General features: G+C 70.0%; 13 protein-coding genes. 6 read left to right on the top strand and 7 right to left on the bottom strand.

The features are described from left to right. Positions 1-87 precede the first annotated feature (87 nt). The 5 genes from NG1_RS13165 to NG1_RS13145 form a co-directional block, all read right to left on the bottom strand. Positions 88-510, bottom strand: coding sequence for a hypothetical protein (locus NG1_RS13165; RefSeq protein WP_062970549.1), 423 nt, complete (start codon positions 508-510; stop codon positions 88-90). A gap of 75 nt (positions 511-585) precedes the next feature. Then, positions 586-1,395: an SCO1664 family protein gene (locus NG1_RS13160; protein ID WP_062970547.1), complete on the bottom strand. Its 810-nt coding sequence runs from the start codon at positions 1,393-1,395 to the stop codon at positions 586-588. A gap of 4 nt (positions 1,396-1,399) precedes the next feature. Continuing rightward, entirely contained in the window at positions 1,400-1,984 is a 585-nt protein-coding gene (locus NG1_RS13155) for a DUF3090 domain-containing protein (protein WP_039798216.1), read from the bottom strand. 73 nt (positions 1,985-2,057) lie between these two features. Continuing rightward, positions 2,058-2,807 carry a histidine phosphatase family protein gene (locus NG1_RS13150; protein WP_062970544.1) on the bottom strand — a complete coding sequence of 250 codons (750 nt, stop codon included), beginning with the start codon at positions 2,805-2,807 and terminating at the stop codon, positions 2,058-2,060. 16 nt (positions 2,808-2,823) lie between these two features. Then, on the bottom strand, positions 2,824-3,753 hold the full coding sequence (locus tag NG1_RS13145; RefSeq protein ID WP_062970542.1) for an undecaprenyl-diphosphate phosphatase: 930 nt from the start codon (positions 3,751-3,753) through the stop codon (positions 2,824-2,826). Positions 3,754-4,031: 278 nt separating this feature from the next. On the opposite strand from NG1_RS13145, the gene NG1_RS13140 reads away from it, so the two are divergent. The 4 genes from NG1_RS13140 (at position 4,032) to NG1_RS13125 (ending at position 8,073) form a co-directional block, all read left to right on the top strand. Next, positions 4,032-4,994, top strand: a complete 963-nt coding sequence (locus tag NG1_RS13140; RefSeq protein WP_062970540.1) for an aldo/keto reductase — start codon at positions 4,032-4,034, stop codon at positions 4,992-4,994. Positions 4,995-5,004: 10 nt separating this feature from the next. Continuing rightward, entirely contained in the window at positions 5,005-6,063 is a 1,059-nt protein-coding gene (locus tag NG1_RS13135; RefSeq protein WP_062970538.1) for a heme/hemin ABC transporter substrate-binding protein, read from the top strand. Next, positions 6,060-7,154 (top strand): FecCD family ABC transporter permease, encoded by a 1,095-nt coding sequence (locus NG1_RS13130; protein WP_084498893.1) that lies wholly within the window; start codon positions 6,060-6,062, stop codon positions 7,152-7,154. Before NG1_RS13135 ends, NG1_RS13130 begins: the two co-directional genes overlap by 4 nt. 85 nt (positions 7,155-7,239) lie before the next feature. Then, on the top strand, positions 7,240-8,073 hold the full coding sequence (locus NG1_RS13125; protein ID WP_174315482.1) for a heme ABC transporter ATP-binding protein: 834 nt from the start codon (positions 7,240-7,242) through the stop codon (positions 8,071-8,073). Between the two features lie 252 nt (positions 8,074-8,325). Here the strand turns inward: NG1_RS13125 and NG1_RS13120 are convergent, their stop codons facing one another. After that, a complete protein-coding gene (locus NG1_RS13120; RefSeq protein WP_062970531.1) occupies positions 8,326-8,637 on the bottom strand; it encodes an EthD family reductase in 312 nt (103 codons plus the stop codon). A gap of 131 nt (positions 8,638-8,768) precedes the next feature. Between NG1_RS13120 and NG1_RS13115 the strand changes: the two genes are divergently transcribed. Beyond that, positions 8,769-9,671: a LysR family transcriptional regulator gene (locus NG1_RS13115; RefSeq protein WP_062970529.1), complete on the top strand. Its 903-nt coding sequence runs from the start codon at positions 8,769-8,771 to the stop codon at positions 9,669-9,671. Between the two features lie 178 nt (positions 9,672-9,849). Then, entirely contained in the window at positions 9,850-10,026 is a 177-nt protein-coding gene (locus NG1_RS13110) for a hypothetical protein (protein ID WP_245659887.1), read from the top strand. Between the two features lie 140 nt (positions 10,027-10,166). Here NG1_RS13110 and NG1_RS13105 read toward each other — a convergent pair whose 3' ends face one another. Continuing rightward, entirely contained in the window at positions 10,167-12,260 is a 2,094-nt protein-coding gene (locus NG1_RS13105) for an MMPL family transporter (protein ID WP_062970525.1), read from the bottom strand. Positions 12,261-12,272: the final 12 nt, after the last annotated feature.

Here is a 12,272-nt window from a genome sequence, read left to right as displayed (position 1 = left end):
CCGCGACCATCGGGCGGGTGCGCTCGCCCGTCGCGACCTGCGTCTTCCAGCAAATCGTGGGATGTCAATGATTTCGGTTTCGCTGAATCAGCTGCCCGCGCGGCGGGTGGGATCGGTGATCGTGTTGGGTGTGATCGCGAACGTGCCGTCCAGCTCGGGGATGTCGGGATCGGTGTCGGCGAGGGCGAGCTGGGTGAATTCGCCGCGGGCGACGTCGAACTCGAGTTCGTGATAAGCGACCGTATCGCCCCAGTCCGCGGAAGGCAAAGAGATGAACCGCATGGTGAACCGCCCGGAGTCCACCGAGCCTTCGGTGAGCACGTAGACGCCGAAGTGGTTCTCCCCCGCCGAGCTCAGCCAGTAGACGCCGTTGTCGTAAAGGTGCAGGTCGGTGTCGGGATAGGGCTTCTTGTCGTAGAGGTGCACGTAGTGCAGCGCGATGCGGTAGGTCGGTGCGCCGATGACGATCCGCACCGCCGGTGCCGCCCGGTCCGGAGTGGAGTGGGGCATCGCTTCCTCCTCGTCGTGGCGCCGAGCGTTCGAAGCTTCAACTGTGCCAGGAATCCGGCCTGCGCGGCGGCGGGTTCAGAAGGCGGGCCACGGGATGGGGCGGGAGGTGCGCGGCACCGGCATCACCGGTTCGTCGAGCAACTGCTGGGTGCGCTCGATCAACGCGTCGATCTCGGTGTCGGTGATGTGCTCGCTGAGGGTGTCGGCGAACGCGCCGGGCAGCTGCTTGGCGAACGCGGTGATGTCCGCGATCAGGCCGTCGCCGAGGGGTTGACCGGCCCAGCCCCACAGCACGGTGCGCAGTTTGTACTCCGCGTGCAGGCAGATGCCGTGGTCGACGCCGTAGACCTGCCCGTCGAGCCCTTCCAGCGCGTGCCCGCCCTTGCGGTCGGCGTTGTTGAGCAGCACATCGAGTACCGCCACGCGCTGCAGTCGCGGATCGTCGGCGTGGATGAGTGACACTTCGTTGCCCACGTCGTCCACCGCGCGCAGCACCTCGCGGAATCCGTCGGGCACCGCGCCCGCGGGGCACAGGTCGATCAGGTCCAGGCGGTCGCCGCGGTCGGTGTGGTTGTCCACGCCGACGACCCAGCGTTGCACCATGCCGATCCCGAAAGGGCCCTCGCGCAGGATGGTTTCGGGGATCACGCCCCAGCCGACGGCCTCGGAGATCAGGTAGGAGGCCACCTCACGCCCGGCCAGGGTGCCGTCGGGGAAGTCCCACAGTGGCCGTTCGCCGCGGATCGGTTTGTAGACCACCCGCAGCGGCGCGTCGTCGGTGGCGGTGTCGTCGACGTCGCAGACCAGGGTCACGTTGCTGGCGGTGCTGATCCGCCCGATCACCGTCAGTTCGCCCCTGTGGAATCCGTCCCCGGTCTCGGCCACCGAATCACTCCTCTAGTTCGGCCGCGCCGAAGATGTCACCGCGTTTGTAGCCGTTGGTGCGCACGCACATGTGCCCGCGCGCCGACAGCGGCTCCCCGCACAGCGGGCACGGCGGGCGGCCCGCCGCGATCACCCGGGTGGAGCGCAACGCGAATTCGCGGGCCTGGATCGGGGTGAGGAACACCCGCACCGCGTCGGGGCCCTCTTCGGTGTCGTCGAGCACCACCGACTCGTCGACCTCGGTCTCGGTGATCGCCAGCAGTTCCACCACCACCGCCCCGGCGTCGGCGTCCCAGCCCAGGCCCATGGTGCCGACGCGGAACTCGGCGTCGATCGGGGTGACCAGGGGCGCGTTGTCGCTGACATCCTCGGCCTGCGGGGGCACTTCCGCGCCGAAGCGGCGCGCGACCTCGTCCAGCAGCAGACCCATCCGGTCGGCGAGGACCTTGACCTGCTGCTTTTCCAGCAGCACGCTGACCACGCGCGGTTCCTGCACCGCCTGCAGATAGAACGCGCGATCGCCCGGCTCACCGACGGTCCCGGCGACGAAACGATCGGGGGTGCGGAATACATGGATTGCGCGTGACACATGCACCTCCTGATACGTGACCCTGATCGACTACCCGCGGTGCGGGGATTCCATACAACGACCGCTCGGTTGTTTACAAGGAATCTCGACGCTCCGCATTCCCATTATCCGCACTGCCGGTATTGCCGAGCTCGCCACCGGGGACTGGCCCGGAGGTCTCCGGTCCGGGCGTTGCCGATGTCGCCGCGGGGCGTTGCGCGGCGAGGGCGGACAGGTCGGCGCCGGTGTCGTTGAGCCGCCATACGTAGGGCGCGGTCGGGGTGTAGCGCACGACGCTGATCGAGGCGGGCTCCACGACGATGCGCTGGAAGCCGTCGAGGTGAATGCCCAGCGCGTCGGCGAGGACCGACTTGATCACGTCCCCGTGCGTGCACGCCACCCACAGCGCGTCGCGGCCGTGCTGCTCGGCCAGGGCGCGGTCGTGGTCGCGGATCGCGGCGACCGCGCGCGCCTGCACCTGCGCCAGCCCCTCCCCGCCGGGGAACACCGCGCCGGAGGCATGGCGCTGCACGACTTTCCACAGCGGTTCCTCGAGCAGTTCGGCGATGGGGCGGCCGGTCCACTCGCCGTAGTCCACCTCGAGCAGCCGGTCGTCGAATACCGGTTCCAGCCCGAACTTTTCCGCCAGCGGTGCGATCGTGCGCTGACAGCGCAGCAGCGGGGAGTGCACGATGCGTTCGATCGGCAGCCCGGCCAGGCGTTCGGCCACGGCCCTGGCCTGCTCCTCGCCGCGCTCGGTGAGTTCGACGCCGGTGCTGCGACCGGCCAGGGTGCGGGCGCTGTTGGAGGTCGACACACCGTGGCGCAGCAGGATCACCGTCATGCGGCCAGCCTAGCGATCATGTCGCCGAGACCACCCCGCCCGCCAGCAGGCCCATGATGATCGCGCCCAGCACGACGCGGTAGCCGACGAACCAGTACAGCGAATGCCGTGCCACGAAACGCAACAGCCACGCCACCGACGCGTAGCCGACCGCGAACGCCAGCACGGTGGCCACCAGCAGTTGCGGTCCACTGGCGGTGAGGCCCTCACCAGCGGGTTCGAACGCGTCCGGCAGGCTGAACAGGCCCGAGGCGGTGACGGCGGGGATGGCGAGCAGGAACGAAAACCGCACGGCCGCTTCGCGCTCCAAACCCAGGAACAGGCCCGCGGTCGAGGTCGCTCCCGAGCGCGAGACACCGGGGATCAACGCCAGGCATTGCGCGAAACCCATGGCCAGGCCGTCGCGGGTGGTCAGTTGCTCGATGGAGCGTTCCTTGCGGCCGTAGTGCTCACCGGCGGCGATGACCAGGGCGAAGAAGATCAGCATGAACGACACCAGCCACAGATTGCGGGCGCCGGTGCGGATCTCGTCTTTGCACAAGAACCCCAGCACCCCGATGGGAATGGTGGCGATGATCACATACCAGCCGATGCGATAGTCGAGTTCGCGCTGGGCCTGCTCGTCGAGAACGCGCCGGTGGTCGGCGGTGAGGACGGGAAGTTTCGTGGTGGGCTGATCGTGCAGCGGCAGTTCCCGGCGATCGCGCGCGCCCACCCGCTCGCGCAGACCCGCGAACCAGGCCACCACGATCCGCCGGATGTCCTTGGCGAAGAACACCAGCACCGCGGCCTCGGTGCCGAGCTGGGTGACCGCGGTGAACGAGGCGCCCGCGTCGTCGCCGAAGAAGACCGTCGACACGATGCGCAGGTGCGCCGAGGAGGAGACCGGCAGGAACTCCGTCAGTCCCTGCACCAGACCCAGCACCAAGGCCTGCACCCAGGTCATCGACTCGCCAACCACGAACCATCCTCCAGTTCCGCCCGAAATACACGTTCCTACCTGGGCATTGGTGCAGCGGTCGGTCGCTTCGTCGTGACTGCCGCGCCAATCTCGCAGCGACAGTACAGTGTCGAGGCGGCGTCGGCGTGCCCGGCTGTGGGCTGCCGCCACCGCGGGGGTGGCGGTGCGCGGGCGCACCGAAGCGCGACCCACTGTGCTGGTGGACGCCCGGTCGCGTATCCACACTCTAGGCTTGGCGCCGTGACGAAAGCGCGGACACGGTGATGGAACAGCGGACGGTGGGCCGTAGCGGCCTGCGGGTGTCGCGGATGGGCCTGGCGACCCATACCTGGGGTTCGCACACCGACGCCGAGGACGCCGCGGGGCAGTTGGTGGCGTTCGTGGAGGCGGGCGGCACGCTGGTGGACACCTCCCCCGCCTATGCGGGCGGGGCCGCGCAGCGCATCCTGGCCGAACTGTTGGGTGATCTGGTCTCACGCGACGAGCTGGTGCTCAGCGGGTGCGCGGGGACCGCGCCGTGGGGGTTTCCCCCGGCGGGGGTGCCGGTGCCCGCGCAGGTCACGGTGGACACCTCGCGGCGGGCGTTGCTGCGTCAACTCGATCGCACGCTGCTGGAGTTGGGCACCGATCACCTCGACATCTGGAATGTGGCGGTGTGGGATCCGCGCACGCCGCTCGAGGAGGTGGCCTCGACGCTGGAGCAGGCGGTGCGCTCGGGCCGGGTGCGGTACGCGGGGGTGCGCGGGTTCGGGGCCTGGCAGCTGGCCAGTCTGGCCGCGGTAGCGCCGGTGACCGCGGCGCAGACGCCGTATTCGCTGCTGGCGCGGGGTGCCGAAGCCGATGTGGTGCCGGCGGCGCGGTTCCACGGGGTCGGGGTGATCGCCTCGGCGCCGTTGGCGGGCGGCATCTTGACCGGCAAGTATCGCGACGGTGTTCCCGCCGATTCCCGGGGCGCCGACGAGGCGACCGCGGCGGAGATCCGCAGTGGTCTCGACGAGCGCGCCACCCGGGTGGTGGATGCGCTGGTGACCGCCGCGGACGGGCTGGGTACCTCGCCGCTGGCGGTGGCGCTGGCCTGGATCCGGGACCGGCCCGGCATCGCGAGCATGATCGTCGGCGCCCGCGATATCGGGCAGCTCACCGGCGTGCTGGCCGCCGAGACCCTGGAGCTGCCGCGGGCGATCGCCGCGGCCCTCGACGACGTCAGTGCGCGCGCCGCGGATTAGCCTTGCCTGCATGAGCACTGCAGCGACCGGGGGTGGGCGTGGGAACCGAGTCCGAACCGGGTGGTGGCGCGGGCTCGCGGCCCTGTTCGCGGCGAGCCTGCTGGCCGGGTCGGTCGCGTGTGCCACCGACGCCGGTTCCTCGCACGGCGGGCACGGGCCGACGACGGCGACGTTGAGCGATCTGGATCCGGTGCCGATCGGGCCGGAGCCCGCGCCCGCGCTGCCGGTGACCGTGCGGTCGTTCGACGGCGCCGAGGTGACCGTCGCCGATGCCTCCCGCATCATCGCCGTGGACCGTTACGGCACCCTCGCCCAGATCGTGTACGCGCTGGGGTTGGGGCCCAAGCTGGTGGGGCGCAGCACGTCGGCGGCGTTTCCGGCGGTGCGGGAGGTGCCGAACGTGGCCGGGGGCAACGGGTCGCTGAACGTGGAGTCGGTGCTGGCGATGCGGCCGTCGGTGTTCTTGACCGACACCACCAGCGCCGCGCCCGCGGTGCGTGAGCAGTTGCGCGCGGCCGGTGTCACGGTGGTCTACTTCGACCCGGAGCGCACCATGGACGGGGTGGGGCCGCAGATCGAGGCGGTCGCGGCCGCGTTGGGTGTGCCGGAGCGGGGGCAGGCGCTGGCGCGGCGCACCCGCGACGAGATCGCCGCCGCGAGTGCCGCGGTGCCCGCGCAGGATCCTCGGTTGACCATCGCGTTCCTGTATCTGCGGTCGAGCGCGATCACGATGCTCGCCGGTCCGGGGTCGGGTGCGGATGCGTTGATCGCGGCGCTGGGTGCGCGGGACGCGGGCGCGGTCGCCGGGTTGCGCGAGCCGTTCACCGCGATCACGAGTGAGGCGATGATCGGTGCGGCGCCGGATGTGCTGCTGGTGATGTCGGACGGGTTGAAGTCCGTCGGTGGTGTGGAGGGGTTGCAGAAGGTGCCCGGTATCGCGCAGACCCCGGCCGGACGCGACCGGCGTGTGGTGGACATGTCCGATGCGGTGCTGTTGAGTTTCGGCCCCAATACCGGCCGGGTGATCGCGGCGCTGAGCGCGGCGGTGTACGGCACCGGGCACGCATGAGTGTTTCGCAGACCGACACGGCGCGACCGCCGGTGACGCCGGTGCCGAAATCGCGTAGCCGTTCGCGGGTGGTGCTGGTGTTCGCGGTCGCGGTGGCCGGGTTGGTGGCGTTGGCGTTGGCGTCGGCGGCGATCGGGCAGGTGCCGACGACGCCCGTCGAGGTGGCGGGCAGTGTGCTGCACCGGATCGGGTGGGACATCGGGCCGATGCCCGCCCATCCCTCGGGTGAGGTGACGCTGTGGCAGGTGCGGTTCCCGCGGGTGGTGCTGGCGATGCTGGTGGGGGCGGCGCTGGCGACAGCGGGTGCGTTGTTGCAGGGTGTGTTCGCCAACCCTTTGGCCGAGCCGGGGGTGATCGGGGTGTCGGCGGGTGCGGCGGTCGGCGCGGGCACGGTCATCGTGGTGGGCGGGGCGTTCGTGGCGGCCTGGTCGGTCGCGGCGGCGGCATTCGTCGCGGGGCTGGCGACCACGTCGCTGGTGTATCTGCTGGCGCGCTCGGGCGGGCGCACCGAGGTCGTGACGCTGGTGCTCACCGGTGTGGCGATCAACGCGTTCGCGGGCGGGTTGATCGCGCTGCTGCTGTTCGTGGCCTCCCCCGCCGCCCGCGATCAGATCGTGTTCTGGCAGTTGGGTTCGCTGAACGGCGCCCGATGGGAGTCGGTGGGTGTGGTGGCGCCGCTGACCGCGGTCGGTGTCGCCGCGGCGGTGCTGTTGGCGCCGCGGCTGGATCTGCTGGCGCTCGGTGAGTCGGCGGCCCGTCACCTGGGTGTCGACGTGGAGCGTCTGCGGCGCAATGTGATCGTGGTGGTGGCGGTGCTGGCCACCGCCGGGGTCGCGTTCACCGGCATCATCCTGTTCGTCGGGTTGATCGTGCCGCACCTGGTGCGGATGCTGGTCGGGCCCGCCCACCGGGTGCTGATCCCCCTGAGCGCCGTCGTCGGCGCGGTGGTGCTCTTGGCCGCCGACGTCACCGCCCGCTCCCTGGTCGACAACGCCGACCTGCCGTTGGGCATGCTCACCTCCCTGATCGGCGGCCCCGTCTTCTTCTGGCTGCTGCGCCGCACCCGAGCCCGCTCCGGAGGCTGGGCATGAGCGCCCCTGTCGTGCGTGTGGCACATGACCGCGGTGGACGCCGGGAAGCTTCCTCGATGGTGTGCTGGTGGCCGGGAGGTGCGGGGTGAGTGTGTTGCGGACGGTGCACGAGTTGCCGGGGTGGCCGCGCACTGGGGAGGCGACGGTGCGCGCGGCGGCGGTGAGCGTGGACCGGCGCAGCGGCGGGCAGGCGCGGCGGGTGCTCGACGGCATCGACTTCGAAGCGGTCGCGGGGCAGGTCGTGGCGCTGGTAGGGCCCAACGGCGCGGGTAAGTCGACATTGCTCGCGGCGCTGGCGGGCGAATTGACGCCCAGCGCGGGATCGGTGGAACTCGACGGGCGGCCGTTGGCGCACTGGACGACCTTGGACATGGCCCGGCGGCGGGCGGTGTTGCCGCAGACCCACACCGTCGGTTTCCCCTTCACCGCGCGTGAAGTGGTGGCGATGGGCCGCGCGCCGTGGGTCCGCACCGAGCGTCGCGAACTCGACGAGGAACACATCGCGGCGGCGATGGCCGCCACCGACGTCGAACACCTCGCCACCCGCGCGTTCCCCACCCTGTCCGGCGGTGAACGCGCCCGGGTCGCGTTGGCCCGCGTACTGGCGCAGGACACCGCCACCCTGCTGCTGGACGAGCCGACCGCCGCCTTGGACCTCGGCCACCAGGAAGCCGTGCTGCGCCTGGCCGCCGCCCGCGCCGCCGACGGCGCCGCGGTGGTCGTCGTCCTGCACGATCTGGGTATCGCGGCCGCGTACGCCGATCGCGTGGCGGTATTGGACGCCGGTCGCATCGCCGCCGACGGTCCACCCCGTGAGGTCCTCACCACCGAACTGCTCAGTCGCGTCTACCAGCATCCGGTGGAAGTGCTCGATCACCCGGTGACCGGGGCGCAACTGGTGCTTCCCGTCCGCCGCTGACCCGCACAGAACGGCTGGCCGGCCGGAGGACCTGCGCCCGGTTCGGGGTCCAGGTAGCAACCGCGCGAAAAACAACGGATATGGCGTAATGCCTTGTCGGTAGGCAGTTTCCACGTTCGGTGTGCGGGTCGGGGTGGTTGGCTTGCCGATGTTGACGCTCAACGAACCGGCAACCGGGAACAGCGTTCGGTCGATAGTCGGGACATGGCCGCAACGGCCGACCGAACGCGTCCCGGAGCGTGCCCTCCTGCCTCAGCTGGTGCCGTCCAGCACCGGATAGTCGATGACGACCACACCGCCGGTGGCGTAGTTGACGACATCGGCGGCCAACCGCTGGCCTTGCGGCGACGACCGCGCCGCGGCCAAAGCGGCGGCGTCAGCGAAGTCGCCTTCGAAGACCGCGAAATACGGCGCTTCTCCGTTGGTCGCCGCCACGTCGAAGCTGTAGCGCCACGCGAGCAGGCCAGGCCAATCCATGACCAGTGGAAGGTGGTTGGTCACGTAGTAGTCGCGGAAGTGGTCGGGGTCGGCGGGCTTGGGATAGAGGACCACCGTTTTATGCATGACTGCCTCCTGCATCTACCGGCGTCGGTTGAATCGTCATATGCGCAGGTTAGGGCTTGATGTGTGGTCGAGGGAAAGACCGGGACGGTATAGACTCAGAACGGATCGTTATCAATCGGCAGGGAGGGCACGTGGCGCCGGATACGGTGAGCCTGCGGTACTTCCTGGTGCTGGCGCAGGAGTTGAACTTCACCCGCGCGGCCGCACGGATCGGAATCGCGCAGCCCGCACTCAGTGCCCGGATGCGCCGATTGGAGGCGGAACTCGGTACGAGCCTGCTGGTTCGCAACACGCGTAGCGTCGTATTGACCACGGCCGGTGCGGCTTTAGCGGAGTCCGCGCCGCCCGCGCTGGCGGCGCTGGACCGGGCATGGGACACCGCCCGGAATGCGGGGGCCGGTGAACTCGGCACGCTGCGCATCGGATACAGCATCAGCACCGGGGCCGAAACGGCACCGGCCCTGGTGGACAGGCTCATTCGCAGCAGCCCGGGACTCGAGGTCGGCGCGGTCCCGATGGCGACACCGGAGATCTCCCCCGCGGTCGCCGACGGCCGCATCGATGCCGGGATCACCCGCGGTGAACAGCCGGGTCGTGGCGTGCGCCGGTTCCTGCTGCGGCGTCAGCGCGTCGGGGTCCAATTGGCACAGCATCATCCGCTGGCCGAACATCCGGAGATCGAGATCGCCGATGCGGCCGCGTATCCGCTGCGACTCCCCGACCGGACGGCCAACCCCGTGATCCACGATCAGCTGTCCGCACTGTTCCGCGACACCCGGCCGAACCCCCGATTCCACACGCCCGCAGTCTCTTTCGACCTGTCTCAGCGCGACCTACACGACGGGCTCACCCTCGCCCCGGCCGGAGAAGCCGCGGTCACGACACAACCGGCCGGCCTCACCTGGCGACCGCTGCAGGGCGCACCCACCTTGACCATCCACCTGGTCCTCCCGCGCGAGCAGTCACCACTACACCGCCGCATCCGTACCGTCGCCAAAACCCTGGCACACGAGCTGCACTGGCTGCCGGACTGACGCGCAGCAGGTCACGCAGAGTGCCGACGACGATGACGATCCCCCGCGCCGGCGCACCGGGCTGACCTCCTCCGGTCCTCGAGGTCTGTCGCCGAAACCGGCCTCGCCAACCAGGACGCCCACCACCGCCCGTCTCGTGAGCGTCCTGTTCGCCGCTTTCCGACATACCGGAACTATCGTGCATCACCTCGCCAAGCGCGATATCTGCCCCGACACCGGCCCGGCGCGGCTGTCCTACGACCAAGCCCGCGATCTACTCGACGCCGCCACCGCGATCGACGGACCCGCAACCGGCTGGGATCTGCACGAACTCCGCCATTCCGGCCTGACGCACCTCGGGGAGTCCGGAGGCTGAACAGCGGCATCTGCCATATCCGTTGTTATTTGCGCGGTTACTACCGGCACCCCGGTTCGGGTCGATGACGTGGAGCTTGATCGCCGTCGGGGCCAACCGCTGGGGGGCGGCGATCGGCCTGTGACGACCGCCGGGTGGTTTTATCGCCAGATGAGTTTGAGCACCGCGGGTGTCAGCAGCATGCGGATGACGGTGGCGTCCAGGATCAGCGCCGCGATCATGCCGTAGGCGATGTATTTCATCAGCACCAGGTCCGAGAATCCGAACGCGCCGGTGACCACGATGAGGATGGCGGCGGCGGAGGTGATGACGCCGCCGGTGTGGGCGATGCCGTAGCGGATGGCCTCGGGGGCGTCCGCGCCGCCGGTGCGTGCCTCCGACACCCGTGACAGCAGGAACACCTCGTAGTCGGTGGACAGCCCGAACACCACTGTCACGATCAGCGCCAGGACCGCGAACATCAACGGTCCGGGCGTGAAGTGGAAGACCCCCGCCCCGTGGCCCTCGACGAATACCCAGGTCAGCACGCCGAGGGTGGACACGAGGCTGAGTGCGCTCATCGTGACGGCCTTCAGCGCGAGCACCAGCGAGCGGAACGCCGCGTACATCAGCGCCAGCGCCGCGGAAACCAGCAGGGCCAGCAGCAGGGGCAGGCCGTCGAGCAGTCCGTTGATGCTGTCGCGTTCCAGCGCGGGCACACCGGCGACCATCACCGCCACCCCCGGTGGTTCGGGGATGGCGCGCAGCGCGGCGATCACGCGGTCGGCGTCGCGTTTGTCGGTCAGCCCGGCGGCCAGAACGTTGATGCCGTCGGTGGTGGGTGCGGCGGGCTCGAAGCGTCCGGTCAGGCCGGGGATCTGGTTGGCGCTGTAGCGGATGTCGCTCAGTTGCCGCGCGTCGGCGCCGACCACCACCAGTTTCAGCGGTTCGGTGCGGAAACTGGGAAAGAGGACGTCGAAACGTTCCTGCGCGACCCGCGCGGAGTTGTCGTCGGCCAGATACCGTTCGCTGAGCCCGCCGAATTCGATGTGGCGCATCGGGATGCTCAGCGCCAGCAGGGTGAGCACGATCGGCACAGCCACCGCCAGGGGGCGGCGCATCGCCCACAGTGCCAGGCGGGAGAAGAATCCGGCGTCGATCTGCGCTTCGGTCTTGCTGCGGGAGAAGCGTTTCCAGCCCAGGAAGTCGATGCGGTGTCCGGCGATGCTCAGCGCGGCGGGCAACGCGGTCACCGACAGCAGTGCCGCGAGCAGGACCGAGCTGATGCCCCCGAGCGGCACCGAGCGCAGCACCCCGTTGGGGAAGATGAACAGCGCGCCGAGGCTGAGGGCGATGATCGCCGCCGAGAACAGCACGGTGCGTCCCGCAGTGGCGACGGTGCGGGCGGTGGCCTCTTCGACGGTGTGGCCCGCGGCGAGTTCCTCGCGGAAGCGGGTGACGGTGAACAGGCCGTAGTCGATCGCCAGGCCCAGGCTGACCAGGGTCAGCACGGCGCTGGCGAAGACGTTGACCTGGATGTGGTCGGTCAGTGCCCGCAGCCCACCCTGGGTGCCCAGGATCGTCATGCCGCCGATGAGCACCGGCAGCAGTGCCCCGATCACGCCGCCGAACACGAAATACAGCAGGATCGCCACCAGCGGCAGGGCGATCATCTCCGCGCGCCTGATGTCGCGTTGCATTCCGGTGTTGATGCCTTCGACGATCGGCTGCAATCCCGCCAGCTGCACGGTCGTGCCGCCGGGGCCGCCGCCGGCGCGTCCGGCGCCGAGATGGTCCTTGATCGCCAGGTAGTTCTCGACGGTCGCGGTGCCCGAGCCGCGTAATCCGACGCTGGCGAAGGCATGGGTGTGGGTGGCGTCGGTGGCCTGGGCGGAGAACGGGCTGTCCCAGTAGCTGTCGATCTTCTGGATGCGGTCGGGATAGGCGCCCAGCAGTCCGGCCAGCTGCGCGGTGACCGGTCCGCGCACCGCCGGGTCGTCGACGGTGGCGCCCTCGGGTGCGGTGTAGAGCAGGATCAGGTCGCTGTCGGTGTCGCGGCCGAAGGTGCGGTCGGCCAGTTCGGCGGCGGCCACCGATTCGCTGCTCTCGTCGAACCAGCCCTCCTGGGTCAGCCGCCCGGCCAGGTCGCGGCCGTACCAGCCGGAGACCAGGACGAACAGCACGAAGAAGCCCAGGACGAGGAAGCGGTGGCGGTGGACGAACCGCCCCCACCGCAGTGATCCGGAACGGCGCATCGCGTGGCGGGC

This window comes from Nocardia gamkensis NBRC 108242, from assembly GCF_001612985.1.
Lineage (GTDB): Bacteria > Actinomycetota > Actinomycetes > Mycobacteriales > Mycobacteriaceae > Nocardia > Nocardia gamkensis.
Note: the sequence above shows the minus strand (reverse complement) of the source record. Positions and strands in the feature narration are given on the sequence as shown.

Excerpts from the sequence above, each read along its gene's own strand:
- NG1_RS13130 (WP_084498893.1), top strand. The coding sequence starts at position 6,060 with ATGAGTGTTTCGCAGACCGACACGGCGCGACCGCCGGTGACGCCGGTG.
- NG1_RS13120 (WP_062970531.1), bottom strand. The coding sequence starts at position 8,637 with ATGCATAAAACGGTGGTCCTCTATCCCAAGCCCGCCGACCCCGACCAC.
- NG1_RS13150 (WP_062970544.1), bottom strand. The coding sequence starts at position 2,807 with ATGACGGTGATCCTGCTGCGCCACGGTGTGTCGACCTCCAACAGCGCC.
- NG1_RS13135 (WP_062970538.1), top strand. The coding sequence starts at position 5,005 with ATGAGCACTGCAGCGACCGGGGGTGGGCGTGGGAACCGAGTCCGAACC.
- NG1_RS13165 (WP_062970549.1), bottom strand. The coding sequence starts at position 510 with ATGCCCCACTCCACTCCGGACCGGGCGGCACCGGCGGTGCGGATCGTC.
- NG1_RS13105 (WP_062970525.1), bottom strand. The coding sequence starts at position 12,260 with ATGCGCCGTTCCGGATCACTGCGGTGGGGGCGGTTCGTCCACCGCCAC.
- NG1_RS13140 (WP_062970540.1), top strand. The coding sequence starts at position 4,032 with ATGGAACAGCGGACGGTGGGCCGTAGCGGCCTGCGGGTGTCGCGGATG.
- NG1_RS13145 (WP_062970542.1), bottom strand. The coding sequence starts at position 3,753 with ATGACCTGGGTGCAGGCCTTGGTGCTGGGTCTGGTGCAGGGACTGACG.